Annotated in this window: 27 protein-coding genes and 1 tRNA gene; 13 read left to right on the forward strand and 15 right to left on the reverse strand. The window is 65.6% G+C overall.

What is annotated here, in order from left to right; all coding sequences use genetic code 11:
* A partial coding sequence (locus tag Q0C64_RS07470; protein WP_294122241.1) for a cold-shock protein occupies positions 1–804 on the forward strand: 804 nt, incomplete at its 5' end.
* A gap of 59 nt (positions 805–863) precedes the next feature.
* Here the strand turns inward: Q0C64_RS07470 and Q0C64_RS07475 are convergent.
* A complete protein-coding gene (locus tag Q0C64_RS07475) occupies positions 864–1178 on the reverse strand; it encodes a hypothetical protein (protein ID WP_294122244.1) in 315 nt (104 codons plus the stop codon).
* A gap of 158 nt (positions 1179–1336) precedes the next feature.
* Here Q0C64_RS07475 and rpmG point away from each other — a divergent pair, with 158 nt between their 5' ends.
* Positions 1337–1504, forward strand: a complete 168-nt coding sequence (gene rpmG, locus Q0C64_RS07480) for a 50S ribosomal protein L33 (protein ID WP_037498456.1) — start codon at positions 1337–1339, stop codon at positions 1502–1504.
* Positions 1505–1577: 73 nt separating this feature from the next.
* Here the strand turns inward: rpmG and Q0C64_RS07485 are convergent, their stop codons facing one another.
* The 3 genes from Q0C64_RS07485 to Q0C64_RS07495 form a co-directional block, all read right to left on the reverse strand.
* Positions 1578–2648 (reverse strand): nucleotidyltransferase family protein, encoded by a 1071-nt coding sequence (locus Q0C64_RS07485; RefSeq protein ID WP_294122250.1) that lies wholly within the window; start codon positions 2646–2648, stop codon positions 1578–1580.
* A gap of 49 nt (positions 2649–2697) precedes the next feature.
* The gene (locus Q0C64_RS07490) at positions 2698–3120 is read right to left on the reverse strand and encodes a lasso peptide biosynthesis B2 protein (RefSeq protein ID WP_294122252.1); all 423 of its coding nucleotides are present in this window, start codon (positions 3118–3120) and stop codon (positions 2698–2700) included.
* Positions 3121–3172: 52 nt separating this feature from the next.
* A tRNA-Gly gene (locus Q0C64_RS07495) sits at positions 3173–3247 on the reverse strand.
* A gap of 145 nt (positions 3248–3392) precedes the next feature.
* Here Q0C64_RS07495 and Q0C64_RS07500 point away from each other — a divergent pair.
* Positions 3393–4298, forward strand: coding sequence for a tetratricopeptide repeat protein (locus tag Q0C64_RS07500; RefSeq protein ID WP_294122255.1), 906 nt, complete (start codon positions 3393–3395; stop codon positions 4296–4298).
* Positions 4298–4945 (forward strand): LON peptidase substrate-binding domain-containing protein, encoded by a 648-nt coding sequence (locus Q0C64_RS07505; protein ID WP_294122302.1) that lies wholly within the window; start codon positions 4298–4300, stop codon positions 4943–4945. Before Q0C64_RS07500 ends, Q0C64_RS07505 begins: the two co-directional genes overlap by 1 nt.
* A gap of 95 nt (positions 4946–5040) precedes the next feature.
* Here the strand turns inward: Q0C64_RS07505 and Q0C64_RS07510 are convergent, their stop codons facing one another.
* Positions 5041–6258 (reverse strand): FAD-dependent monooxygenase, encoded by a 1218-nt coding sequence (locus tag Q0C64_RS07510; RefSeq protein ID WP_294122258.1) that lies wholly within the window; start codon positions 6256–6258, stop codon positions 5041–5043.
* 102 nt (positions 6259–6360) lie between these two features.
* Between Q0C64_RS07510 and Q0C64_RS07515 the strand changes: the two genes are divergently transcribed.
* From Q0C64_RS07515 to ribA, 4 genes are all read left to right on the forward strand, one after another.
* Positions 6361–8697, forward strand: coding sequence for a DNA translocase FtsK 4TM domain-containing protein (locus Q0C64_RS07515; protein WP_294122305.1), 2337 nt, complete (start codon positions 6361–6363; stop codon positions 8695–8697).
* Between the two features lie 83 nt (positions 8698–8780).
* A complete protein-coding gene (locus tag Q0C64_RS07520) occupies positions 8781–9404 on the forward strand; it encodes an outer-membrane lipoprotein carrier protein LolA (protein WP_294122260.1) in 624 nt (207 codons plus the stop codon).
* 269 nt (positions 9405–9673) lie between these two features.
* Complete coding sequence (locus Q0C64_RS07525) at positions 9674–10465, forward strand: exodeoxyribonuclease III (RefSeq protein ID WP_294122263.1); 792 nt, start codon at positions 9674–9676, stop codon at positions 10463–10465.
* Positions 10462–11508, forward strand: coding sequence for a GTP cyclohydrolase II (gene ribA / locus Q0C64_RS07530; protein WP_294122265.1), 1047 nt, complete (start codon positions 10462–10464; stop codon positions 11506–11508). The genes Q0C64_RS07525 and ribA overlap by 4 nt, the downstream gene beginning before the upstream one ends.
* Here ribA and Q0C64_RS07535 read toward each other — a convergent pair.
* Positions 11505–12161 carry a YggS family pyridoxal phosphate-dependent enzyme gene (locus Q0C64_RS07535; protein WP_294122268.1) on the reverse strand — a complete coding sequence of 219 codons (657 nt, stop codon included), beginning with the start codon at positions 12159–12161 and terminating at the stop codon, positions 11505–11507. The genes ribA and Q0C64_RS07535 overlap by 4 nt on opposite strands.
* 22 nt (positions 12162–12183) lie before the next feature.
* Here Q0C64_RS07535 and Q0C64_RS07540 point away from each other — a divergent pair, with 22 nt between their 5' ends.
* Positions 12184–12723 (forward strand): thiamine phosphate synthase, encoded by a 540-nt coding sequence (locus Q0C64_RS07540; RefSeq protein WP_294122270.1) that lies wholly within the window; start codon positions 12184–12186, stop codon positions 12721–12723.
* On the opposite strand, the gene Q0C64_RS07545 is transcribed toward Q0C64_RS07540, so the two are convergent.
* A complete protein-coding gene (locus Q0C64_RS07545; RefSeq protein ID WP_294122272.1) occupies positions 12713–13426 on the reverse strand; it encodes a hypothetical protein in 714 nt (237 codons plus the stop codon). The two genes, Q0C64_RS07540 and Q0C64_RS07545, sit on opposite strands and share 11 nt — an antisense overlap.
* Before the next feature lie 197 nt (positions 13427–13623).
* Here Q0C64_RS07545 and Q0C64_RS07550 point away from each other — a divergent pair, with 197 nt between their 5' ends.
* Genes Q0C64_RS07550 through holA form a run of 4 tightly spaced genes read left to right on the forward strand, consistent with a single transcriptional unit; the run spans position 13624 to position 18097 of the window.
* Positions 13624–14058 carry a DUF3576 domain-containing protein gene (locus tag Q0C64_RS07550; RefSeq protein ID WP_294122274.1) on the forward strand — a complete coding sequence of 145 codons (435 nt, stop codon included), beginning with the start codon at positions 13624–13626 and terminating at the stop codon, positions 14056–14058.
* A 12-nt stretch (positions 14059–14070) separates the two neighbouring features.
* Positions 14071–16593 (forward strand): leucine--tRNA ligase, encoded by a 2523-nt coding sequence (gene leuS / locus Q0C64_RS07555; protein ID WP_294122276.1) that lies wholly within the window; start codon positions 14071–14073, stop codon positions 16591–16593.
* Positions 16590–17081 carry an LPS assembly lipoprotein LptE gene (gene lptE / locus Q0C64_RS07560; RefSeq protein WP_294122278.1) on the forward strand — a complete coding sequence of 164 codons (492 nt, stop codon included), beginning with the start codon at positions 16590–16592 and terminating at the stop codon, positions 17079–17081. Before leuS ends, lptE begins: the two co-directional genes overlap by 4 nt.
* Positions 17078–18097, forward strand: a complete 1020-nt coding sequence (gene holA / locus Q0C64_RS07565; RefSeq protein WP_294122280.1) for a DNA polymerase III subunit delta — start codon at positions 17078–17080, stop codon at positions 18095–18097. Before lptE ends, holA begins: the two co-directional genes overlap by 4 nt.
* On the opposite strand, the gene Q0C64_RS07570 is transcribed toward holA, so the two are convergent.
* From Q0C64_RS07570 to rho, 8 genes are all read right to left on the reverse strand, one after another.
* Positions 18094–18972 carry a ParB/RepB/Spo0J family partition protein gene (locus Q0C64_RS07570; protein ID WP_294122283.1) on the reverse strand — a complete coding sequence of 293 codons (879 nt, stop codon included), beginning with the start codon at positions 18970–18972 and terminating at the stop codon, positions 18094–18096. The two genes, holA and Q0C64_RS07570, sit on opposite strands and share 4 nt — an antisense overlap.
* A complete protein-coding gene (locus Q0C64_RS07575; RefSeq protein ID WP_294122286.1) occupies positions 18969–19754 on the reverse strand; it encodes a ParA family protein in 786 nt (261 codons plus the stop codon). The genes Q0C64_RS07570 and Q0C64_RS07575 overlap by 4 nt, the downstream gene beginning before the upstream one ends.
* Positions 19751–20425 (reverse strand): 16S rRNA (guanine(527)-N(7))-methyltransferase RsmG, encoded by a 675-nt coding sequence (rsmG, locus tag Q0C64_RS07580; RefSeq protein WP_294122288.1) that lies wholly within the window; start codon positions 20423–20425, stop codon positions 19751–19753. The genes Q0C64_RS07575 and rsmG overlap by 4 nt, the downstream gene beginning before the upstream one ends.
* On the reverse strand, positions 20422–22224 hold the full coding sequence (gene mnmG / locus Q0C64_RS07585; RefSeq protein ID WP_294122290.1) for a tRNA uridine-5-carboxymethylaminomethyl(34) synthesis enzyme MnmG: 1803 nt from the start codon (positions 22222–22224) through the stop codon (positions 20422–20424). Before mnmG ends, rsmG begins: the two co-directional genes overlap by 4 nt.
* A 55-nt stretch (positions 22225–22279) precedes the next feature.
* The gene (gene mnmE / locus Q0C64_RS07590) at positions 22280–23554 is read right to left on the reverse strand and encodes a tRNA uridine-5-carboxymethylaminomethyl(34) synthesis GTPase MnmE (protein WP_294122295.1); all 1275 of its coding nucleotides are present in this window, start codon (positions 23552–23554) and stop codon (positions 22280–22282) included.
* Between the two features lie 40 nt (positions 23555–23594).
* Positions 23595–24323, reverse strand: coding sequence for a YjbE family putative metal transport protein (locus Q0C64_RS07595; protein ID WP_294122308.1), 729 nt, complete (start codon positions 24321–24323; stop codon positions 23595–23597).
* A 61-nt stretch (positions 24324–24384) separates the two neighbouring features.
* On the reverse strand, positions 24385–25050 hold the full coding sequence (locus Q0C64_RS07600) for a YjbE family putative metal transport protein (RefSeq protein WP_294122298.1): 666 nt from the start codon (positions 25048–25050) through the stop codon (positions 24385–24387).
* A gap of 24 nt (positions 25051–25074) precedes the next feature.
* Positions 25075–26257: transcription termination factor Rho (gene rho / locus Q0C64_RS07605; RefSeq protein ID WP_294122300.1), on the reverse strand; the 1183-nt coding region annotated here is incomplete at its 5' end.

Here is a 26257-nt window from a genome sequence, read left to right on the forward strand (position 1 = left end):
CGAGGGCGTAAGGGTGACCGCGGTGGTCGCGGCCGTGACAAGCGCGACAGTTTCGGTGGTGGCGAGGAGTTCGGCGGATTCGACCGCGGTCCTAGCGATCGTGGCGGCTTCGGCGGCGGTGGCTTCGGCGATCGCGGCGGCTTCGGCGGCGGTGCCGGTGGCGGCGGCGGATATCGCGGCGGCGGTGGCGGCTTCGGCGGCGGCGGCGGCGGTGGTTTCCGCGGCGGCGGCGGTGGCGGCGGCGGTTTCCGCGGTGGCGGCGCTGGCGGTGGCGGAATGCCCCCCCAGGTCGTTGGCGAAGGCAAGGGCGTCGTCAAATTCTTCAACCCGCAGAAGGGCTTCGGCTTCATCGTTCGCGATGATGGCGGCGAGGATGTGTTCGTTCACATCTCGGCGGTCGAGCAGGCCGGCCTGACCGATCTGGCCGACGGCCAGCCGCTTGACTTCACCTTGGTGGATCGCGGCGGACGCATCTCGGCGACCAACCTCAAGATCGAAGGCGAACCGATGGAAGTCGTTCGCACTTCGGCGCCGCGCGAAGGCGGCCGTGAGGGCGGCTTCGGTGGCGGCCCGCAGCGGCAGCTGACCGGCGAAAAGGCCCAGGGCACCGTCAAGTTCTTCAACTCGATGAAGGGCTTCGGTTTCATCAGCCGTGACGACGGCCAGCCGGATGCATTCGTGCATATCTCGGCGGTCGAGCGCGCCGGTCTGCCGACGATCAACGAGGGCGACCGCTTCGAGTTCGACATCGAGGTCGACCGGCGCGGCAAATATGCGGCAGTGAACCTGCAGCCGCTGGCCTGAATTCTCCCCAGAGCGGGGATACAAAAGCCCGTCCGGAGCGATCCGGGCGGGCTTTTTTCTTAGTGCAGGCGGATCGCCAATGCGGCGAGGATCGATTCGCGGTCCCGAACGCCGCCATCGCTGACCAGAGCCTCGCCCATATGTTCGAGGCAGGCGCGGGTCGCGGCGACATGGCCGGGCAGCAGCGCATGATGCGCGCCATAGTCGGCCAGGCCTTCCATCGCCGCCATGCCATGCTCGGCGGCAAGCGAGCGGATGGCCTCCATCTTGGCGCAGATATCGATCGGCTTCAGCCGCGCAACGCGCTCCTCGATCTCGGCAATGCGCTCGCCGAGGCGAAGGCGGACGATATTGAGCGAATCGAGGCCAGCCATGATCGAATCTCCGTTCACTGGCCAAGGCTCGCCGAAAATGGTTAACGAGGAGTCAAAGCCCTTTGGCTTGACAGAATCACCCCTGGCCGTCATGGAGCCGCGGTTCGGGCGGTGCCTTACGGCCCGCCTTCATTTTTTAGCGCAACAGGACTTTCGCGATGGCCAAGCCGGCAACCGTCAAGATCAAGCTGGTCAGCACCGCTGACACCGGCTTTTTCTATGTGACCAAGAAGAACCCGCGCAACCAGACCGAGAAGATGTCGTTCCGCAAGTACGACCCGGTCGCGCGCAAGCATGTTGAGTTCAAGGAAGCCAAGATCAAGTAACCGCACGGCGGACTTGATGGGTTTTCATGTGGGGCTGTCCGGAAACGGGCGGCCCCAATGCTTTTGGGCGGCTTCAGCCAAGCGCCATGCCGCGCAGCTGGCGCATCAGTTCGCCGAGTTTGAAGCGGATGCCGGGCCGCAGGAGCAACTGGCTGAGGTGAATCCAGGCGGTTCCCAATGGCAGGGTGACGGGCTCGCGCGGCTCATCCCGGCCGGCGACCTGCTTCATCGCCGCTGCGGCCAGCCAGGACGAAGCCCGATCCCCCTGAAGGCGCTGCCGAAGATCTGTTCCGGCAAGTGTCCCGTAAAGGTCATCGGCGTGGAGCAGCGCCTGGGCAGAGGCCCGGCCGGCACCTAGCAGTTGAGAGCGGTCGTAAAGCGCTTCGATTTCGCCGGGAGGAAGGTGGTGCAGCAGAGCGGCCAGATCGGTGATCCATTTGAGCCTGAACCACAGGCTCGAAGCGCCGTGGACGCAAAGATAGGCAAATAGCTCATCACCGGCGAGGGTCGGTAATGCGGCCCCGGATGCGGCCCCAACCAGCTGTCGGGGAGAATCGACGCCGATGCCGGAAATCAGCTCGACATTGTCGGCCAGCCGCGTGTGGAGCTCGACATAGAGGCGCTCCTCCGGCCTGGCCCATACCGACTCCTTGCTGCGTTGGTGCCAGTTCTTCAAATCCGCGGACGGGGCAGGAATCATGCGGCGATAGCCGCGCGCCTCCAGCTCCCCGGCCGCCCGCAAAAGGTCACCCTCGCCAATCAATATATCGATGTCCCAGCCCATTTTGAGCATCGGATTGGGGTAGGCCAGCGCGCCCAGTGTCAGGCCCTTTACGAACAGCAGCGGGATGCCGGCCCGCTCAAACTGGGCCAGCATCGCACCGGCTTCGGCCAAAGCCTTGAGGTTCGATGCGGCAATGACCTTGGTGTCGGCGGAAAGGGACGCCGCGATCTCGCCAGGAACATCAGCTCCGGACGATTGCAAGCCGTTCCACGCAAGCCCCTGGACCCGGTGGTAGCGGGCAACCCGCACAAACCGGTCCCGATCGACCGCTGCGGTCAGCTCGGCGAGCTTGCGCGATTTTCCCCCGTCGAACGCGGCGCGGCAACATTCGACCGTCAGCAGGAACTCGACCGATTTCACGATGGATTGCTGGCCTTTTTGATGGTGACGCCTTGTGACCCCATCGCGCCTATCCGCCAAGCCGTGCGGTTTCGATCCACGGCCCCGGCAGATCGCCGAGCACCTTCTCGCCACCCACCTCGACCCAGGCGTGGAGGGCGTCGGGCGATTGGCGCAGCTGATCGGGCCGAACCGCGATCACCACCGCATGGGCGATCTGCCTGCGGCGGAGCATCCAGCTCAGCGCCATGGCACGTGGCAGGCATTTGCTCTCGAGCGGCCAGCGCGTCGCGGCCCATTCCACGTCACCCGCCAATTTTGCGGCTGCGGTCGTCGAGGGCTCGCCATTGCCTCCGCCCAGGCCGAGGGTGCCCCGCCAGCGATTGAACGGAACCCAGGCAACCAGCAGGCGCGCCGCGCACAAGCGCGCCATCGCCGCGGCGGTGCGCAGCTTGAGCTGCCAGAATGGCCGCGTGCCAGCGTGGTCGAGCATTGACCGACGAATGTCTGCCTGCCCCAACGGCGTCAATCGGTGATGCGAGAAATGGAGCGGGCGAAGGGATTCGAACCCTCGACCCCAACCTTGGCAAGGTTGTGCTCTACCCCTGAGCTACGCCCGCTCTGGCGCCGAGCCGCATATGGTCGTGCGGCTGGGGTGGAGCGGGCGCCTAGCATTGCGGGTCGGGGCACGCAACCCCCATGCGCTTGACTTGCCGCCCCCATCGCCGAAGCCCATATGCGGGGACCATCGGCGAGGAGTTGTTCGTGGCGACATTGGGCGTGAGCGAGGAAGAACGCGCGGAAATCGAGCGTTTCCAGCGCGAGGTCATCGAACCGTCGATGACCAGCCTCGTCATCCTCGATTTCTGGTCGGGCCGGCATGGGCAGCGAGAGCAGGTGGAACCGACGCTCGACAAGATCGCCGCCGATTACGCCGACAGGGGCGTCAAGTTGGTCAGGATCGATGTTGATCAAGATAGGCTGATCACAACCCAATTCCGGATCCAGCAAGTTCCGACCGTCTACGCCATGTTCCAGGGTCAGCCGGTCGCCGACCTCACCAACTATCGGACCGAAGGGCAGCTGAAGCGCATCCTCGATCAGCTGCTCGCGCAGCTGCCGGTCAAGGGCGAGGCACAGGACCTCGCCGCGCAGGTCGAGCCGCTGATTGCGATGGCCGAGCAAGTGCTGGCCGACGGCGACGCGCCGCGCGCCGAGAATGTCTTTACCCAGATCCGCGAAATGGATCCTGAAAACCCGGTCGTGATCGGCGGCCTTGCACGGGCGATGGTCGAGGGCGGCAAGACCGACAAGGCGCGGGCATTGCTCGATTCGCTGACCGATGAGCAGAAAAAGCACCCGGCCATTTCGCGGGCGCTGGCCATGCTCGAAGTGGCAGCGGCGCCGGCAGCCGACGTGTCGGCCGAAGAGGCGCGCATCGCCGCCAATCCGGATGACCATGAGGCGCGCTTCGCCATCGCCCAGGCGCGGTTGGCGGCCGGCGACCGCGATGCCGCAGCCGATGCGCTGCTGGCGATCATTGCCCGCGACCGGGAATGGAATGACGGCGCAGCGCGGTCGCGACTGCTGCAAATCCTTGTGGCAACCGGCCTCGAGGACCCCTGGGCGCGGGCGCAACGCCGCCGCCTGTCGGCCGTGCTGTTCACATGATGGGGGCCAACCCGGCGCGGATTCCACTGTTTCCGCTGGCTGGCGCGATCCTGCTGCCGCGGGCGCAACTGCCGCTCCACATTTTCGAACCGCGCTATCGCGATATGGTCCGTGATGCGCTCGCCGGCCAAGGACGGATCGGCATGATCCAGCCGAGGCTCGGTGAGATCGAAGGCGAGATCGTCGAGCCGGTCGAACTGTTCCAGGCCGGCTGCCTCGGCGAAATCGTCGCGGCGGAGGAGCTTGACGACGGCCGGTTCAACATTGTGCTGCACGGGTCGAACCGCTTCCGCCTGATCGCCGAGCGCGACCTCGGCACCGCTTATCGCCAGGCCGACGTCGATTTGGCGGCGTTCGACGACAGCGAGCCGCCGGCGCTGGCGCTGGTCCAGCGCGCGGAGGTCGAGCGCGAGGCCAAGAGGTTTGGGGATGCGCTTGGCCTTGCAATCGATTGGGCCGCGGTCGGCCAACTCGATGACGAAATGCTGGTCAATGCCATCGCCCAGGTCGCACCGTTCGACGTCGGCGCCAAGCAAGCGCTTCTCGAGGAACCGACGCTGGCCGGACGCGCCGACCTGGTGGTGCAGCTGATGCAGTTCCAGCGCCTGGCGCCGGGCGGCGCCGACGTCGGGCAAACACTCCAGTAGGTCCACGCGCAGCTTGTCCGGGGAACAAGCGAGCATGGACCTCAGGACCCCCTCCACCATGTTTCGCAAGGTCCCCCTCCCCGTTCCGGGGAGGATTAAATCGGCAATCCCCGAAGCAGTAGTGGCAGGTCGCCGCTGGTGCCGCGCGCCTCGGCCATCAGCCGTTCCTTGACCGGGCCGATGCGGTTGATGACGCCCATGCCGAACCGGCGGACCTTTGAGGCCGTCTTGCCGCGAATGCCGTAGATTCGCGTCAGGCTGTCAGTCGCCAGGCTGACCATGAAGGTGTCGAGCCCGCGCCAGCGCTGGTAGCGGGTGAGGAGCTGCTGGTCGCCAAGGTCGAGCCCCAGCCGTGCGCCCTCGACCAGCACCTGGGCCAGCGCGGCCGCGTCGCGATAGCCGAGATTGACGCCTTGCCCGGCGATCGGGTGGATGCCGTGCGCGGCATCGCCGACCAGCGCCAAGCGGCGATCGGTGATCCGCGCGGCATGATGGAAGCCGAGCGGGTAAGTTGAACGTGGCGCAAGCAGTTCGATTCTGCCGAGGAAGCCACCCATCGCCGCTTCGGCCTCGGTCGCGAAATCGCCCTCGCTTAGCGAGAGGAATCCGGCCGCATCCTCGGCCTTGACCGACCAGACGATCGCCGAGCGATGTCCGCCCTCATCGTCGGTCATCGGCAGCAGCGCAAAGGGGCCGGACGGGTAGAAAATCTCGTAGGCGACATTGTCATGGCTGCGCTCGTGGCGAAGCGTCGAGACGATCGCGCTATGGTCATATTTCCAGCGGGCGATGCGAATACCGGCCGCCTCGCGCATCGGCGAGTTGCGCCCTTCCGCGGCAACCAGCAGCGGCGCGCCGATGACGCGGCCATCTTCCAGCCGGACAGAGACGCCATGGTCGCCGCGATCGACCTGCGCTGGCTTGGCCTTCCACATCAGCCAGATATTCTTGCCGGCCTGGGTCCGCGCCAGCAGCGCGGTCCGCAAATGGCGGTTCTCGTTCATCCAGCCCAGCGGCTCGTCATCGTCGCCCGGATCGAACGCCAGCCCGCCCGGATCGAGCCCATCGGCTACCTCGATCCGCCGAATCGGACAGCCGGGCACCGGGAAATGGTCGCTGATGCCGACCGTATCGAACATCCGCTTCGACGAGGAGCTGAGCGCGCTGGTCCTACCGTCGAACGCTTGCGTTTTGCGCGCGTCCGGATCGGCGGGATCGACCACGATCGATGAAAGCCCGCTGGCATCCAGCGCCGCCGCCAGCGCCAGCCCGACCAGCCCGCCGCCAAGGATGATTACGTCCGCCCGATCCATGGCCGCTTCACTAATCGTCGCATCGGCAAGAGGGAAGCCTTGCCCCCGAGTCCGGCGACAGGCACAATGGAAGCCGACGGAAATGCCGGGGGAAGTGACGTCATGGCGACGGCCGCGCAGCGCGCGCAGAAGAAGGATCTGGAGCCGCACTGGCGCGATACGCTGGCGGCCTCGATCCGCGGCTTCGTCCGCAAGACGATTGGCGTTGCGCTGATCGGCCTGTCGATCGCGCTTGGCGTCGCCATCATCACCCATTCCAGCACCGATCCCAGCCTGACCACCGCCGCCGGAGGCCCTCCGGTCAATTGGCTGGGGTCGTTCGGCGCCTATTCGAGCGACGCGTTGTTGTTCCTGTTCGGACCGGCCGCGGCGCTGTTCCTGCCGCTGGTCGCGCTGATCGGCCTCCGGATGGTGCGGGGGGTCGATACCGGGCCGTTGCGTCGGGCGCTGCTGGTCGCCGCGCTCGGCGTCTTCCTGATCGGGATTGCACTTGGTCTTTACGCAGGTTCGGCGGTGTCGGGTCTGCCCGCGGGTTACGGCGGCGCGCTTGGCCTGGCCGGCGCCTATGGCGTGGATTCGGCGGTGCGGCTGTTCGATAACCCGCAGATTGAAGGCCCGCTGCGGCTGGCATTGATGGCCATCCTCGCGCTGGGCGGATTTGTCATCGGCTGGCTGGCGCTCGGCATCCGGCCGGAAGAGAGGCAATGGGCGGCGGACCGTTTCCGGCGCGACCCGAGCATCGCCCCCAAGCCTCGCCGCAGCCGGGAGGTCGCCATCGACGACGACGAGCGGGTTGCCGCACCGCCACGTTCGCGCCCGGCGGTCGCCGTGGCGGAGCCGGCGCGGGCCATCGCCCCGGCCGCCAAGCCCAATCCGAAGAAAGGCAAGGGTGCGCTTCCCGGCCAAACCAGCCTGGCACTGGGTGACAATTACCAGCTGCCGGCGCTGGACCTGCTGGCGCGGCCACCGGACAAGCCCAAAGGCAATATCGATCGCGCGGGCCTGGAGCGGAACGCCCGGCTGCTGGAAAGCGTGCTCGAGGATTTCCATGTCCGCGGCGACATTGTCGAAGTCCGTCCCGGGCCGGTCGTCACCATGTACGAGCTGGAGCCGGCCAGCGGCATCAAGGCCAGCCGGGTCATCCAGCTAGCCGACGACATTGCCCGCAACATGTCGGCGCTGTCGGCGCGCGTAGCGACCATCCCCGGCCGCAGCGTGATCGGCATCGAGCTGCCCAACGCCAGGCGCGAAACCGTCAGCTTAAGCGAGCTGATCGGCAGCCAGGCGTTCGAAGACCAGAACATGTCACTGCCGCTTATCCTGGGGAAGAATATCTCGGGCGATCCGGTCATCGCCGACATCGCGCCGATGCCGCACCTGCTGGTCGCCGGCACCACCGGATCGGGCAAGTCGGTCGGCCTCAACTGCATGATCCTGTCGCTGCTCTACAAGATGAGCCCCGACGAATGCCGGATGATCATGATCGACCCGAAGATGCTCGAACTCAGCACCTACGACGACATTCCGCACTTGCTCGCCCCGGTCGTGACCGAGCCGGGCAAGGCGATCCGGGCACTCAAATGGACCGTCGAGCAGATGGAGGAGCGTTACCGGATGATGGCCAGCCTCGGCGTCCGCCAGCTGGCCAGCTTCAACGCCAAAATTCGCGACGCCAAGGCCAAGGGCTCGAGGCTCGGGCGACGGGTCCAGACCGGCTATGACGCCGACACCGGCCAACCACTCTATGAGACCGAAGAGCTGGAATATGAGGTGCTGCCGCAGATCGTGGTGGTGGTCGACGAACTGGCCGACCTGATGATGACCGCCGGCAAGGAGGTCGAGTTCCTGATCCAGCGGCTGGCGCAGAAGGCGCGTGCCGCCGGCATTCACCTGATCATGGCGACGCAGCGGCCGTCGGTCGACGTCATCACCGGCGTGATCAAGGCCAATTTGCCGACCCGGATCAGCTTCCAGGTCACCAGCAAGATCGACAGCCGCACCATCCTTGGCGAGCAAGGCGCCGAACAGCTGCTCGGCAAGGGCGACATGCTGTACATGCCTGGCGGCAAGCAGATCATCCGCGTCCACGGCCCGTTCGTCAGCGACGAGGAAGTGCGCGCGGTGGCCGACCATTGGCGCAGGCAGGGCGTCCCCGATTATATCCAGGCGGTCACCGAGGAGCCCGAGGACGGCGGCTATTTGTTCGACGGCCAGCCGGTCGGCGACGACGATCCGGAAACCCAGCTTTATCGCAAGGCGATCCAGATCGTTGCGGAAAGCCAGAAAGCATCGACTTCCTATCTCCAGCGCCAGCTGCGGGTCGGCTACAATAGCGCGGCGCGGCTGATCGAGCGGATGGAGAAGGACGGGCTGGTCGGGCAACCCGACCATGTCGGCCGGCGCGAGGTGCTGATCGACACCGACGGGCATCCAATTTAGCTGAACGAAGCGGAACCCACAGGTTCAGGGCGCATTCAAACCCCAAGCGCCACATCAGGCGGAACGTTTTCGGGAGTTTTGTGATGATTTTGATGAGCAAGGCCGCGCGCGCGTTCGCTCCGCTTGCCCTGGTCGCAACCGTTGCGACCGCGGCGCCGGCACCAACGTCCGGCGAGCTGAAGGCGGTCGAGGCAAGCCTTGGCGGCACCCAGTCGCTGACCGCCGATTTCGTGCAGACCGACGGTAGGGGACGCCAGCTGGCTGGAACGCTCAGCCTCAAGCGGCCCGGCAAGATCCGCTTTGCCTATGGCGGCGGGGTCAACGCCCTGCTGGTCGCCGACGGCAAGACCCTGCACTACCTCGACTATGACGTCGCCCAGCACAGCAAATGGGCAATCGGCAGCTCGCCGCTGGCGGTGCTGCTGGCACCGAACCCCGATCTCGGCCGCATCGCCCGGATCGTGCCCAGCAACAATGAGCAAGTGGTGGTGGTTCGCGCCCGCGATCCGCGTCGCCCCGAGTTCGGAACGCTGGTGCTGGCCTTTGTCCGCAGCGGCAATGCGCCGGGCGGCCTCAGGCTGGAGGGCTGGACGGCAATCGACGCCCAGAACAAGAAGACCACGGTGCGATTGTCGAACCAGCGCTTCAATGTCGCGGTGCCCGACGATGCCTTCAATTTTGCCGAGCCCAAGCGCAAGAAAGCGTAGCAATCCAAAACTGTTAAGCTTGGCGACAGCTTGGCGAACCTATACATAGGGTTAGATCGCCGCATACCGGGGTTTCCCCCTGTTACCCGGGTCCGCGACGATCACCTTGCGTGACGAACGCTTGGTCGGCCCTTGCTCCATGCCCCCGGAGCAAGGGCCTTTCCATAGGTGTGTGGGGCACCCCTATGGAAAGGCCCTCCGCCAATGTGAGGGCCCTCCTTTTGCTGGCCCTCCTTCACACAGCCGTGAAGGGCGCTACATGGCATTCCGTGACCAAGCTCAAAATCGCTTCCTGGAACATCAATTCGATCCGCGCCCGCGCACAGATCGTCGAGCGGTTGCTCGACGAGGAGCAGCCCGACATCCTCTGCCTGCAGGAGACCAAGGCTCAGGACCATGTCTTCCCGGCCGAGCTGTTCCATTCGCGCGGCTATGTTCATCACGAGTTGAACGGCCAGAAGATGCACCATGGCGTCGCCATCCTGTCGCGGGTGCCGCTGGGCGATCCCGGCCGCCACGACTGGCAGGACAATGGCGAGGCGCGGCATGTTGGCGCCCGCCTGCCGTGCGGGATCCGGCTCGAGAATGTCTATATTCCGGCCGGAGGCGACATTCCCGACCGGAAGCAAAACTCCAAGTTCGGCCAGAAGCTGGACTTTATCGAGCGCATGACCCGCTGGTCGGAAAAGTTGGCTGAGCCGACTTTGATCGTCGGCGACTTCAATATCGCGCCGCTGGAATGCGACGTGTGGAACCACAAGGCGCTGCTCGACGTGGTCAGCCACACACCGATCGAAGTCGAAACGCTTGGTCGGCTGCAGGCGGCCCATGACTGGGTCGACCTCGGCCGCCAATTCATCCCGGCGCCCGACCGCAATTTCACCTGGTGGAGCTATCGCGCGCAGGATTGGGCGGTGAGCGATCGCGGCCGCCGGCTCGACCATATGTGGGCATCGCCCGAGCTGGCACTACAGGCCACAGGCCACCGCGTTCTCGAAGCCTGCCGCGGCTGGGAACGGCCATCGGACCATGTTCCATTGATCCTCGAGCTGGCCGTGTGAGCGAGACATCGGCGATCGAGCGGGCAATCGCCGCCTTGAAGGCCGGACGGCCGGTCCAGGTCGGCAGCGAGACCGTGCTGTCGGTTGAAACTGCTAGCGAGGCGATGCTCGAGCTGGTCGATCCGGACGGATGCGCGCCGCTATTGATCAGCGGCCCCAGGGCAATGGCGCTGGGCCTGGCCAATGAGCGCGAGGCGGCCGATCCAACCCATCCGGTCGAGGTCAATCATTGCGAGTGGCTCGACCGCGAGTCTGCCAGGGCGTTGGCCGATCCGGGGCGGGATTTCGATCGCGGCCCGCTGGGCCCACTGGAGGCAATCCCGGTCGAGCATCCCGATTGCGCCAAAGCCGCGCTAACCCTTGCGCGATTGGCAGGCCTGCTGCCGGCGCTCTGGCTGGTCGACACCGAAACCAATGTTGCGATCGCACCCGCCGATATCACTGCCGCCACACTTGCTCCGGTGGCGACGATCGTGGCCCGGGCCAAGCTGCCGCTCGACGATCTGCCGCCGAGCCAGATGGTCGCCTTCCGCGATCCTGCCAGCGGCGAAGAACATGTCGCGCTGGTTGTCGGCGCGTTCGGCGGAAAGCCGCCGCTGATCCGGCTGCACAGCGAGTGTCTGACCGGCGATGTCTTCGGAAGCCTCAAATGCGATTGCGGGCCGCAGCTCAAGGAAGCGCTCAGGATTCTTGGCGCCGAGGGCGGCGGAATCCTGCTTTACCTTCGGCAGGAGGGACGCGGCATCGGCCTCGCCAACAAGCTGCGCGCCTATGCGCTGCAGGATCGCGGACTCGACACGGTCGATGCCAACCGCCGGCTCGGCTTTGCCGATGACGAGCGCAACTATGGCATGGCCGCGGCGATGCTGCGCGCGCTGGGCGCCGAGCGGGTGCGGGTGCTGACCAATAATCCCAACAAGATCGCCGGGCTCGCGGCGGAAGGGATCGAGGTGGCTGCGCGGGTAGCACACCATATGCCGACCAACCCGCACAACGCCGACTATCTCGCGACCAAGCGCAAGAAGAGCGGGCACCTCGACTAGTCTTCGAAGAGTGCGCTGCCGACGCGGATGATTGTCGCCCCCAGCATCACGGCGGTCGGATAGTCGCTCGACATTCCCATGCTGAGACCGGTGACGTCATGGCGCCGGGCCAGTTCGGCCAGCAAGGCGAAATAGGGCCCCGGCTGCTTTTCGAGCGGCGGCATCGCCATCAATCCTGCCAGCGGCAGCGGCGAGGCGCGGACCTGGCCGAGGAAGCCGGGCAGATCTTCGATGGCCACGCCGCCCTTCTGCTCCTCGGTGCCGATGTTCACCTGGACAAAGACGTCCGGATAGTGGCCGGCCTTGTCGCCCGCCTTGACCAGCGCATCGAGCAGCGAGCGCCGGTCGAGCGAGTGGATCACATCGAACAGCGCAATGGCTTCGTCGGCCTTGTTCGATTGCAGCCGCCCGACCATGTGCAGCCTGACGTTGGGGTGAGCATTGCGAAGGGCCGGCCATTTCTCGGCGGCTTCCTGGACGCGATTCTCGCCGAAGTCCGTGACCCCCGCGGCAATCAGCGGCTCAATCTCGTTCGCCCCGCGCTGCTTGGTCACCGCGACCAGCGTGACATCCCCGGCCTTGCGCCGCGCGGCCTTGGCGGCGCGGACGATTTGCTCGCGCACAATGTCCAGGCGGGTTGCGGCATCGCTCATGGCGCGCGCTATAGGAAGCGCGATGGCAACGAACCAGCCCTCATGGCCGCGGCGGTGGCTGATGACCGACGAGCGGCTTGGCGAGCGGCTATGGGAAGCGGTCGATCGGCTGCCCGCCGGTGGCGGCATCGTCTTTCGCCATTACAGCCTATCCGAATCCGAACGCCTGGAGATCGGCCGCGAGCTCGGACGGCGCGCAGTCGACCGAGGATTGGTGCTGGGCGTGGCGGGAAGCCGATCCCTGGCGAGCGACCTCGACGCGGCGCTGGTGCACAATCCAAGCGAGCCCGGCAGCCTCCCCGCCTCAACTGCCGTGCATGATGAAGCCCAGGCCGCAGCCGCCCGGAAAATGGGTGCAGCGCTTGCCTTTATTGGTCCGATCTTCCCGACTCGCTCGCATCCGGGACGGCCGGCACTAGGTCAGGAACGCGCGCGCGAGCTGGCCCTGCTGGTCGGCTGCCCGGCCATTGCCCTTGGCGGAATGGACGAGAATCGCTTCGCCGCACTGCACCAGCGCGGATTCCATGGATTTGCCGGGATCGATTGCTGGCTTAGAACTTGAAGGCGGTGCCGACGTAGACGGCCTTGCTGTCGCGATGCGTGTCGGCCAGCGCCGGGATCTCGTCGCGCTCGACCTTGTAGCGAACGCCGCCGGTCAGCGCGATGTTGCGGCTGATGTTGTAGGAACCGCCAACGTCCAATGAATAGCTGTCCGGGCGGGCCAGCGGGGCGATGCGGCTGTCATTGCGCTCGCCGCCGACCGCGACCCGGCCGGTAAAGCGCTTAAGGTTGTAGCTGACACCAACCACCGCGGATTCGCGCGTGCCGATCGCCGGATCGAAGCTGGTAGACTTGGAGACGTCGCCGGACACGGCGAGGCGCTTCCAGCCGACGGCCAGGCCCAGATCATATTGCGCGGGCGCCAAACCGGTCAGCGGGGAGGCCACCGCGACCTCGATCGGGCGGGCGGGACTCGGCGCGCCGCTCGCTCGGACTGCGACTCGCAACTGCGACGGACGGCCCTTGGCGGCCGCCGGCGTGAATCGGAAATCGGCGATCGACGGACCGCCATTGGCGAACAGCGCCGCCAGGCGCGGATCAGCAGACGCCGGCGTGAAGCTCGGAATATTGTCGAAACTCAAGGAGATAGCCGGCGGACGTTGCTTGCCTACGGCGGCGAGGCCAATCGTCGGGGTCATCACCATGGCAGCAGCAGCCAGCGCGAGCGCCAGCTTTCCGCCAGTCATGATCTCCCTGTTGGACACGCGTCAAAGACTCCTGTTCGTTTTCGGATATAGGCGTTCGAACCTGTCGGTTCCATGACTGGAATCGATTCCGGCGCCCCCTGTTGCGCGGAGTCCACAAGAATCGCCGTTTGTCCCTTTGATTCTGTCGCTTGCCGAGACGGTGGCAGCATCTATAACGCCTGTCCAAGCCCGCCTTGTTCGCAAAGAGAGAGTTTATGTCCCGCCTGAGCCTTACCCTTATTGCCATGGTCGCTTCGGCCATCGCGCTCCCGGCCTGTTCCAAGAACAAGGATATTCCGATCGAGCTGGCGCCGTCGCGCATGACCAGCATCGGCGTGAACAGCTATTTATGGCGCGCCGCGGTCGACACCTTGTCGTTCGCGCCGCTGGTCACGGCGGACAGCAATGGCGGCGTCATCGTCACCGATTGGTACACCAACCCCAATTCGCCGGGCGAACGGGTCAAGCTGACCGTGTCGATCATCGACCAGGATCTGCGCGCCGACGCGCTGCGGGTCGCAGCCAGCCGCCAGGTCAACCAGAACGGCACCTGGGTCGACGCGCCGGTGGCGGCGGCAACCGTCCAGAAGCTTGAGGACATCATCCTCACCCGCGCCCGCGACCTTCGGCGCACCACCGTCGGCGGTTAAGGCTATCGAAGAATGACCGACCGCTTCGATCCGGCGGTTGCCGACCGGCGCTGGCAGCGGCGCTGGGCGGAAGCCGGAAGCTTTCATGCCGACAGCAATTCGGCCAAGCCCAAGGCCTATGTGCTGGAGATGTTCCCCTACCCGTCGGGGCGCATCCACATGGGACACGTCCGCAACTATACGATGGGCGACGTGCTGGCCCGGTTCCGCCGGATGCAGGGCTTTGAAGTGCTCCACCCGATGGGCTGGGACGCGTTCGGCATGCCGGCCGAAAATGCGGCGATGGAAAAGAAGGTCCACCCCGGAAGCTGGACGCGGCAGAACATCGCGACGATGCGCGAGCAGCTGCAGCGGATCGGCTTCGCGCTAGACTGGAGCCGCGAGCTCGCCACCTGCGAGCCCGACTATTACGGCCATGAACAGGCGCTGTTCCTCGACCTGATGGAAGCCGGGCTGGTCATGCGGAAGGAGAGCGAGGTCAACTGGGACCCAGTCGACATGACTGTGCTCGCCAATGAGCAGGTGATCGACGGCAAGGGCTGGCGCTCGGGCGCCCCGGTCGAGCGCAAGAAGCTGTCGCAGTGGTTCCTCAAGATCACCGACTTCACCGAGGAATTGCTCGACGGCCTCGACGGGCTCGACCAATGGCCCGACAAGGTCCGGCTGATGCAGCGGAACTGGATCGGCAAGAGCCAGGGGCTGCAATTCTGCTTCCGGCTGGCGATGAGCATGCCGGGCGGGACCTGTGACATCGACGTGTTCACCACCCGTCCCGACACCATCTTCGGGGCGAGCTTTGTCGCCATTTCACCCGGCCACCCAATCGCCGAAGCGCTCGCCGCCGAGCGGCCTGAGGTGGCAGAGTTCATCGCCCGGGCGCAGGCCGGCGGGACCAGCGCGGCCGAGATCGAGACCGCCGAAAAACTCGGCCTCGATACCGGGTTGGAGGTCATCCACCCGTTCGATCCCGATTGGCGCCTGCCCGTGTGGATCGCCAATTTCGTGCTGATGGAATATGGCACTGGCGCGCTTTACGGCGTGCCCGGCCACGACGTGCGCGACTATGAATTTGCGACCAAGTACAAGCTGCCGATCCGGCGGGTGGTGGCTACCGCCAGCGATGGCGCATCGGCGCCGATCATCGAGCCAGAAACCGATCCCGGCGTGGCGGTCAATTCGCAGTTCCTCGATGGCATGACCAGCGAGCAGGCCAGGGCCGAGGTGATCCGCCGTGCCGAGACCGCCGGCTGGGGCCAGGGCAAGACCCAGTATCGGCTGCGCGACTGGGGCGTGTCGCGCCAGCGCTATTGGGGGACGCCGATCCCGGTGATCCATTGCGATGCCTGCGGACCGGTCGGCGTGCCGCGCGACCAACTGCCGGTGGTGCTGCCCGAGGATGTCAGCTTCGACATTCCCGGTAACCCGCTCGACCGGCACCCGAACTGGACCAAAGTCAATTGCCCGCAATGCGGCGGGCTGGCGCGGCGGGAGACCGACACGCTCGACACTTTCGTCGATTCCAGCTGGTATTTCATTCGCTTCGCCAGCCAGCCCGACAACCAGCCGTTCGATCGCGCCGAGGCCGAGAAATGGCTGCCGGTCGGACAATATATCGGCGGGGTCGAGCATGCCATTTTGCACCTGCTTTATGCGCGCTTCTGGACCATGGCGCTCGAGCGGATGGGCAAGATTTCGGTCAAGGAGCCGTTCAAGGGCCTGTTCACGCAGGGCATGGTGACCCACGAGACCTACGAAACGCCGGACGGGCGTTGGCTCAATCCGGACGAGGTCGAAGTGCGCGAGGGCGATGTGCTGATCGAGCGTGCGACCGGGGCCGAGGTGCGCCGCGGCCGGGTCGAGAAAATGTCCAAGTCGAAGAAGAATACGGTCGACCCCGAGCCGATTCTTGACCGCTACGGCGCCGACGCGGTGCGCTGGTTCATGCTGTCGGATTCCCCGCCGGAGCGCGATCTCGAATGGTCTGAGAGCGGGATCGAGGGCGCCGCACGCTTCGTCCAGCGCGTCTGGCGCCTAGTCCGATCCCCGGCCGGAAACGAGGGCAAGGATCTGACCCTCCTGAAGAAGGTGCACCGGACCGTCGCCGCGGTCGGCGAGGCGATCGAGGGGCTGCAGTTCAACAAATCGGTCGCCGCGCTCTACGAGCTGACCAGCGGCATCGAAAAGTCGAAGCCGTCGGCGACGCGTGACGAGGCGATCCGCACGCTGCTGCTACTGATTGCCCCGGGTGCGCCCCATCTGGCCGAGGAGGCTTGGGCGGCCCGCGGCGAAAGCGGCATGATTGCCGATGCGGCCTGGCCGAGCTTCGACCCGGCGATGCTGGTCGATGACGAGGTGACCATCGCGGTGCAGGTCAATGGCAAGCTTCGCGAAACCATGACTGCGCCGCGGGGTCTTGCCAGGGAAGATGCCGAGGCCAGGGCGCTGGCGCTGCCCAAGGTCCAGTCGCAGCTGGCGGGCGGAACCCCACGCAAGGTGATTGTGGTTCTCGACCGGCTGGTCAATATCGTCGCATGATGCGTGTCGCCGCCTTGGCCTTGATGCTGCTGCTCGCCGCCTGCGGGCTTCAGCCGATGTATGGTGGCGGGGGTTCCGGGCATGTGGCAAGCGGGCTCACCACCATCCAGGTGGCTCCGATTCCCGAACGGGCCGGCTGGCTGGTCCGCAACGCCCTGGTCGACCGGCTGGGCGGAGAGCCCGGCAATGCTAGCTATCGGCTGGATGTCGAACTCGACGACAATATCACCGCCTTCGGCATCCGTGGCGACAGTGCGGCGACGCGCGAGCGCCGGACGCTGCGCGCCCGCTACCGGCTGGTCGAGCTCAAGACCGGCGCGGTGGTGCTCGATGCAACCGCCGGCTCCGATGCCGGCATCGACATTGTCAGCTCGGAATATGCGACCGTCGCCGCCGAGCAGACAGCGCAGGAGCGGTTGGCCGATGGCATTGCCGACCAGATGGTGTCGCGCCTGGCCTTGTTCATTCGCCGCTCCGGCGAGCAATGAGGACCGCCAAGGGCAGCATTCCCAAGGCGCTGGACCGGCCTGATCCCGCGGTCCGTTTCTACCTGTTCCACGGCGTCGACGAAGCCGGATCGCGCGCGCTTGCCAACCAGCTGTTGCGCGGGCTTGAGGCGGAGAAGTTTGCCCTGGCCGGGCAAGCGATCAAGTCCGATCCGGCGCTATTGGCCGATGAAGCGAGTGCTATCTCATTGTTTGGCGGCAAACGGGCGATCTGGATCGAACCGGCGGGTGAGGAGATTTTGGAGAGCGTCGAAGCCCTGCTCGACGCGGCGGCTTGCGAAAGCGCGGCGATTGCCATCGCTGGGTCGCTCAGGAAGACATCGGCACTGCTCAAGCTGGCCGATGCTCATCCGCTGGCCCTGTCGCACATCAGCTATGCGCCCGACGCGCGGGACCTGGAGCGAACGATCATCGACATGGGGCGGGACCAGGGGCTGCGCATTTCGCCCGACCTGGCCCGCCGGGTTGCGGCGTCATCGGCGGGAAACCAGGCGATCGCCGCGCAGGAGGTGGTCAAGTTCGCGCTTTACCTTGGCGCCGGGCCGGACAATCCGTGCGATCTCGATCCCGAATCCGTGGATTTGCTGGGAGCGGATTCGGCCGAAGCCGATTTGATGCGGCTCGGTGATTTGGCGCTGGCCGGACGGATGGATGCGTTGCTCGAGGAATTGGCGCGCCTGCCGCATGGCGGGTCGGAGGCGGTTCCGGTCTTGCGCGCCCTGCAGCGGCGACTGCTGATGCTGGCCCCGCTGCGCGCCCGGATCGAGCGTGGGGAGCGGGTCGAGGGCGTCATGGCGTCAATGGGTAAAGCATTGTTCTGGAAAGACAAACCGCTGATCGAGCGGCTGCTGACGATCTGGCCGGCCGAGCGGCTGGCCGAGGCAGCTACGCGCGTCGCGGCGCTGGAGCGGCAGATTATGCTGCGCCCGCTGGACGATGAGTCCGCGCTGGGGGAATCGCTGGTGACGCTGGCCCGCGCGGCAGGCCGCGGTCGTTAAATCGGTTCCCCGCTGAGGCGTTGGCAAATCAAGTCGAGCTGGTCGAGCGTGCTATAGTGAAGCGCCACCGTTCCGCCGCTCTTGCCGTGCGTCACCTTGACGCGGATGCCCAGCAAATCGCTCAGTTGCCGCTCCAGCGCCGCCAGATCGGCGTCAACCGGCCGCTGCGCGTTGCGCGCCGATGCCCGGCCGATATCGGTCCCCGCTCCCGGGCGCACCCGCTTGGCCAGATGCTCGGCCTGGCGCACCGACAAGTCGCCCTCGACGATTTCATTGGCCAATTCTTCGGGGTCGGGCGCGGTGGCGATGGCCCGCGCATGGCCCATGCTGATATCGCCTCGCAGCAGCATTAAGCGCACTGTGTCGGGCAATTCCAGCAACCGCAGTAGGTTGGCGACATGGCTCCGCGACTTGCCGACCAGCTTGCCGACGACCTCCTGGCTGTGGCCATAACCGCTGATCAGCCGGCGATAGGCTTCGGCCTCTTCGATCGCGTTCAGATTCTCGCGCTGGACATTCTCGATCAGCGCTACCTCGGCCCGCGATTCCTCATCGAATTCCCGGACTAAGGCTGGAATTTCATGAAGTTGCGCCCTTTGCGCAGCGCGCCAGCGGCGCTCGCCCGCGACCAGTTCATAACCATCTTCAACTTGCCTGACGATGATCGGCTGGAGCACCCCGCGCTCGGAAATCGATGCCGCCAGCTCGGCCAGGGCGGTCTCGTCGAACACCTGCCGCGGCTGCGCCGGATTGGGCCGGATGCGAGCGATCTCGATCGTCCGGACACCGCCACCCGAGAGGGCGTCCGGCCGCGTCGCCGGCGCCTCGCCGATCAGCGCGCTAAGGCCACGCCCAAGGCCGGTTACCTTCTTCACGCGGCGACCGCCTCGACCTGGGGCAGCCGCGCCATGATTTCGCGGGCCAGGCGAACATAGGCTTCCGATCCCGGGCAACGCAGGTCGTAGATCAGCGCCGGCAAGCCATGGCTCGGCGCCTCCGACAGGCGAACATTGCGCGGCACCACTGTTTCGAACACCGATGTTCCAAGGCAGGCGCGGACATCCTCGGCAACCTGCGACGAAAGATTGTTGCGGCGGTCGAACATGGTCAGCGCCACGCCGAGGATCGACAGCTCGGGATTATAGGCCAGGCGGATCCGCTCGACCGTCTGCAAGAGCTGGCTAAGTCCTTCTAAAGCAAAGAATTCACACTGCAGTGGGACGAGCAGCTGGCGCGATGCGACCAGGGCATTGACGGTCAGCAGACCCAACGACGGCGGGCAGTCCAGCAGGCAAATATCCCAGCGTCCGGCCGGCACTTCGTCGAACGCCTGAGCCAGGCGGTGCGTCCGGTCCTCCATGGCCACCAGTTCGATCTCTGCGCCCGACAGGTCGACGGTCGCGGGGAGCAGGTCGAGCCGCGGCACCTTGGTCGCCACGACGGACTCGACCACACTCGCTTCCCCGAGCAGCACATCATAGGTCGATCGCTCGCGTGCGGCCCGCCCGACGCCCAGGCCGGTGGAGGCATTGCCCTGGGGGTCCAGGTCGACCAGCAGCACTTTCCAGCCGATCGCCGCCAGCGCCGTCGCCAAATTGATCGCGGTGGTGGTCTTGCCCACCCCGCCCTTCTGATTGGCGACCGCAACGCGAATCATCGCTTCCCCCTCCGCTGGACATGCTCGGCAATAATGATTGCCGCTGCGGGATCCGTCCGGCTTGGTTCCAGACGAAACTCACCCTGCCATGTCCGCCGGGCCTCATCCAGTTCCGATTGCGCGCTTTTCCCCTTTGGGAACAGCCAGCGCGTTTTATCTGTGGACAGATGGCGGGATATCCTGAGCAAATCGTCCAGCGACGACACCGCGCGCGCGGTAATCACGTCAAAGGAACCGGTGATTCGTTCGGCTTTGGCCGCGTGAACCGCAACCCGATCCGACAATCCCAGGGCATCGGCGACGCGTTGCAGAAAATCGGCCCGCAGCTTGCGCGGTTCGACCAGCGTCACCGGGCCTTTCGTCAGGATCGCCACCACCAGCCCTGGAAGCCCCGCTCCGGAGCCTATGTCCAGCCACGACGAGTCCGAACGTGGCGCGAAGGGGACGATTTGGGCGCTGTCGAGGATATGGCGTTGCCAGACCTCGTCGGTCGTCGACCGTGAAATCAGGTTTTGCCGCTCATTTTCGTCCAACAGAAGCTCGACGTACCGTTCAAGTCGTTCGAATGTTTCACGTGGAACATCCGCCTGCAGCCTGTCCGGGGGACAGGCGAAGCCGGATGTCGCGCGCAGCACCTCCTGCAGTGCGAGTCGCGCCTCGTTGTCAATCATGCGGCCTGGCGAACCAAGGCGAAATGCAGCGCCGACAGGGCAGCCGGGGTGACGCCCGGTACCCGCGCGGCCTGATCGATGTCGGCGGGCCCCGCCTGACCCAGCCGTTCGCGCATTTCATTCGATAATCCAGGCACTTGCGTAAAATCGAAGGCGGGCGGGATGGCCAGCCGCCGGTCCTTCTCCCGCGCCGCCAACTCGCTGTTCAGCCGGGTCAGATAAGGGGCATAGGCCGCATCGTCGATTGCCTCGTCCGAGGCAGCATGATCCGGCAACTTTTCGCGAATTCGCCCTAGAAGATCCTCCCGGCGCGCCCAGTCGGCCAGTGGCTTCCGGCCTGGGTCGGAAAGCCCGAGCTCCGTCCCCGATGTCACAAGCTGTAGCGCCGCGGCGGCCTTGGCCTTGGCTTGGATCCGTTCACGGACAAGCGCCGCATGCTCATCGTCGAGCGCGTCCAGTTCGAGCGCCATCGGCCCAAGCCGCGACACCGCATTGTCGGCGCGTAAATGGAGCCGGTATTCGGAACGCGCGGTCAGCATCCGATAAGGCTCGCTCACACCCTGCAGAGTAAGGTCGTCAACCATCACGCCGATGTAGCTCGTCCCGCGGTCGAACCGGGCCTCGGCCAGATTGAGCGCAACGGCCGCCGCGTTGAGCCCAGCAACCAGCCCCTGGGCGGCCGCTTCCTCATAACCGGTGGTGCCGTTGAGCTGCCCGGCGAAGAACAATCCGCCGACTTCACGGTGCTGCAGCGTCGGATCGAGCCGGCGCGGATCGGCATATTCATATTCGACCGCATAGCCGGGCTGGACAATGTCCGTCCGCTCCAAGCCCGGGATGCTCCGGACCACCTCAAGCTGCACGTCGGCCGGCAGCGAGGTCGAGATACCGTTGGGATAAACCAGATGGTTGGCCAGCCCCTCGGGTTCGAGGAAGATCTGATGACCATCGCGGTCGCCAAAGCGATGGACCTTGTCCTCAATCGACGGACAATAGCGCGGACCCCTGCCCTCGATCGCCCCGGCGAACAGCGGCGAGCGGCCGAGCCCGGCCCGAATGACGTCATGACTTCGCGCGTTAGTCCTTGTAATCGCACAACTTAATTGCGGCAGCGGCGCAAGATTGGGCGCCAGCGCCATGGTCCAGGCAGTCCGATCGCTGGGCTGCGTTTGGGTCCTCGACCAATCGATCGTCCGGCCGTCGAGCCGCGGCGGCGTACCGGTCTTGAGCCGACCCTGGGCCAGGCCCAGTTCGCGGATTTGACCGCCGAGCCCCGCAGCAGCCTGGCCACCCTGCCGGCCGCCCGTCCAGCGCTCTTCGCCGCGGAACATGGTGGCGCCAAGGAACGTCCCCGTCGCCAGCACGATGGCTCGAGCCTCGATCGAGGCGCCATCGGCCAGCTCGATCCCTGCCACGGTGCCGCCGGCAAACAGCAACGCAACCACCTCGCCCTCGACAACGGCGACACCAGTCTCCCTGACCATTTGGGCCACGGCCGTGCGATACAATTGGCGATCCGCCTGCACCCGAGGCCCGCGAACGGCACTGCCCTTGCTGGCATTGAGCATCCGGCGATGGATCGCGGCGCGATCGGCGGCGCGAGCCATGATCCCGCCCATCGCATCGACCTCGCGCACCAAATGGCCCTTGCCGACCCCGCCGACCGACGGGTTGCAGCTCATCTGGCCGAGATCGTCCGCCCTGAACGTCAGCAGCGCCACGCGCGCGCCACGCCGAGCGGCGGCACATGCCGCTTCGCATCCAGCGTGACCGCCACCAATGACCAGAACGTCGAACATCAGCCGCCCATACAAGCCGACCGCACGTCCTTCAACGCGACTGTTCCACGTGAAACTATTTGCCCAGACAAAAGCGTCCAAACAGCGCGTCGAGCAGCTCGTCGACCCCGGCCCGACCGGAAATCCGATCGATGGCCAGCCGCGCGACGCGCAGCTCCTCGGCAATCAACACCGGATCCTCCAGGCCCGCAGCGCGCACCAGAGCCGCCCGTCCTTCGGCCAGTAGCAAATGCTGCCGCCGGTCCAGTGCCAGCTGATCGCCCTTGGGCAGCAGCTGGCGAGCCCGCTTGACCAGCAAATTGGTCAACTCCGACAAACCCTGGCCGGTGACGGCCGACACCGCAATGCCGTTACCAGCCTCTCCCAAATCGGCCTTGGGCGCAATCTGGATGCGCCCGGCGTGAGCCGGTGCGCCGCTCGATGGGCCAAGCCACAGCAGGATGTCGGCGGCTTCCGCCTCGCCTCGGGCCCGCTCGATGCCAATCGATTCGACCACATCGTCCGATTCACGCAATCCTGCCGTGTCGACCAGGACGAACGGCACCCCGTCGATCGCAATTGGCACTTCGATGACGTCACGGGTCGTGCCCGCGATATGCGTGACGATCGCTCTCTCGCTTTGCGTTAATGCATTGATCAGGCTGGATTTTCCGGCATTTGGCGGCCCCGCGACAACGACCCGGATGCCATCGCGGAGCGGCTCGACCCGTGGCGCGTCGAGCAACCCCGCCATGTCTTCAGCCAATGCCCGAATCTCGGGCCGCAATTCCGAGTCAACCGCCCCATCCTCCTCGTCGGCATAGTCGATCGCCACTTCGGCCCGCGCCGCCAGCGCCAATAACCGGTCGCGCCATCCATCGAGCCGCGTCCGCAGCGCTCCGCCGGCGCGGGCCATGGCCGACCGCCGTTGCAACTCGGTCTCCGCATCCAGCAAATCGGCCAACCCCTCGGCCTCGGTCAGGTCGATGCGCCCGTTGGCCAGCGCACGGCGTGTGAATTCTCCCGGTTCGGCGAGACGAATGCCGGGCTGGGCAAGCAGCGCCCCGATCAACGCGTCAATCGTCGCCCTTCCGCCATGGCATTGATATTCAACGATATCTTCGCCGGTCGAGCTGTTCGGTGCGTCAAATCTCAGCACCAGGGCCTGGTCGATCAAGCTATTGTCGCGAGGATCGACCAGCCGCCTCAGCGCCGCCTGTCGCGGGCCCGGCAGCGGACCGGCCAGCGCCTCCGCCGCCGCCTTGGCCGCAGGCCCGCTGGTCCGCACGACGGCAATGGCCGCCGGCGGACGGCCGCTCGACTGGGCAACGATGGTATCGGCATTGCTCATGGCTGCCGCCATTGCAGCGGGCTCGACCGACCGCAAGCGATCAGGCGAACAGCCTGCCGATGCCGACTTCGGGGTGGATCCAGCCGTCGTAGATCATCTTGAATGACACCCAGACGATCACCGCCAGGCCAATGTAGGCAATCCAGCGATAGCGCTCGATGTAACGCGCGATGAAATTGGCCGCGACGCCCATCAGCGCGACCGCGAACACCAGGCCGACAATCAGGATGCCGGGGTGGTCTCGCGCCGCGCCGGCCACCGCCAGCACATTGTCGAGGCTCATCGACACGTCGGCGATGGCAACCGCCCAGGCGGCGGCGGCAAAGCTCTTGGCCGGCCTCAGGCCGCTATGCTCATCGCCGACAATCTCTTCGGAGCCCGGCGAGCTTTCCTGGGGTGCGCGCAAGTCGCGCCACATCCGCCAGCTAACCCACAGCAACAGCAGGCCGCCGACCAGGATCAGGCCGATGATCTGCATCAGCTGGGTGACGACCAGGGCAAAGGCGATGCGCAGCACCAGCGCCGCCGCGACCCCGATGACAATGACCCTCTTGCGTTGCTCGGCGGGAAGGCCGGCGGCCAGCGCGCCGACCACGATGGCGTTATCGCCGGCCAGCACCAGGTCGATCATCAGCACCTGGACGAATGCGGAAAAGGCGCCCGGATCGGTGATGTTGGCGAAATCCTTGGTGATCGCGCCCCACATCTCGGCAAAGCCGCTGAGTCCCGCTGCCGCCGCCGCCAGAACCAGCCAGGCGAGGTCCAGCATCGCGACGCCCTGTTCCTGCTGAACCAGTTCGGCCGAAACAAAGCTCATCGTCGAATCCCTATTATGCGAAACCCAATGCGTTGCGCAGGCCTAGCACATGCTCGCCGCCGACCCAGCCCTCGTAGATCATGGAGAGACCGACGTAGAGGATCACTGCAAGACCAATGTAATTGATCCAGTGGTAGCGCTGGATCAGCTTGGCGACATAATTGGCCGCGAACCCCATGAACAGCACCGAGAAGGTCAGGCCGACGAACAATAAAGCCGGATTGTCGCGCGCGATCGACGCCACCAGCAGCACATTGTCGAGGCTCATGCTGAGGTCGGCGATGGTGATCTGGATCGCCGCCTGCAGGAAGGTCTTGGTCGCCGGCGGGCCCTCGACTTCAGGCGTGTCGGGATCGTCGTGGATCACCAAGACCTTTGGTCGCAGCTCCTGCACCATATTGTAGGCAACCCACATCAGCAGCAGGCCGCCGGCAAACACCAGGCCAGTGATTTTGAGCAGCTGGGTCGCCAGCACCGCGAAGGTAATCAGGAACACCAGCGCCATGCCGACGCCGAGCATCAGCACCCGCTTGCGGTCCTTGGCCGGAAGGCCGGCGGCGAGCGAGCCCATGATCACGACATTGTCGCCGGCCATGGTCAGGTCGCCGACGACAATCTGGCCGAGCTTGGCCATGCCCGCGGCGGTGAAGATGCTCGAGAAACTGAACCCGCTGATCATGGCCGCCTAACGCGTCGCCAGGCTTTACTGGTTCATCGAGGCGAAGAAGTCCTCGTTGGACTTGGCGTCCTTCATCTTGTCGAGCAGGAACTGCATCGCATCGACCGTGCCCATCTGCATCAGGATGCGGCGCAGCACCCACATCTTGCTGAGCACGCTCTGCTCGACCAGCAGCTCTTCCTTGCGGGTGCCGGACTTGCCGACGTCCAGCGACGGGAAGATGCGCTTGTCGGAGACCTTGCGGTCGAGCACGATTTCGCTGTTGCCGGTGCCCTTGAATTCTTCGAAGATGACCTCGTCCATTTTCGAACCGGTGTCGATCAGCGCGGTGGCGATGATCGACAGCGAGCCACCTTCCTCGATGTTGCGCGCGGCGCCGAAGAAGCGCTTCGGCCGCTGCAGGGCATTGGCGTCGACACCGCCGGTCAGCACCTTGCCGGAGCTCGGCACGACCGTGTTGTAGGCGCGGCCGAGGCGGGTGATGGAGTCGAGCAGGATGACGACATCCTTCTTGTGCTCGACCAGCCGCTTGGCCTTCTCGATCACCATTTCGGCGACCTGGACGTGACGCGATGCCGGCTCGTCGAAGGTCGAGGAAATGACCTCGCCCTTCACGCTGCGCTGCATGTCGGTGACTTCTTCGGGCCGCTCGTCGATCAGCAGCACGATCAGGAACACCTCGGGATTATTGTCGGTGATCGCCCGGGCGATGTTCTGCAGCAGCACGGTCTTGCCGGTCCGCGGCGGCGCGACGATCAGCGCGCGCTGGCCCTTGCCGAGCGGCGAGACGATGTCGATCACCCGCGCGCTCTTGTCCTTGATGGTCGGGTCGAGCGTATCGAGCTTGAGCTTCTCGTCCGGATAGAGCGGCGTCAGATTGTCGAAATTGACCCGGTGGCGGACCGCGTCCGGGTCGTCGTAGTTGATTTGCGTGACCTTGGTCAGCGCGAAATAGCGTTCGTCATCCTTGGGGGCGCGGATCTCGCCTTCGACCGTGTCGCCGGTGCGCAGGCCGAAGCGGCGCACAACGTTCGGCGCGACATAGATGTCGTCCGGCCCGGCGAGGTAATTGGCCTCCGGCGAACGGAGGAAGCCGAAGCCGTCGTTGAGGACTTCGATGGTCCCCTGGCCGTTGATTTCGGCGCCGCTTTCGGCCCGGACCTTGAGGATGGAGAACATCAGGTCCTGCTTGCGCATCGTCGATGCG

This window comes from Sphingomonas sp., assembly GCF_023266535.1.
Classification (GTDB): Bacteria; Pseudomonadota; Alphaproteobacteria; order Sphingomonadales; family Sphingomonadaceae; genus Sphingomicrobium.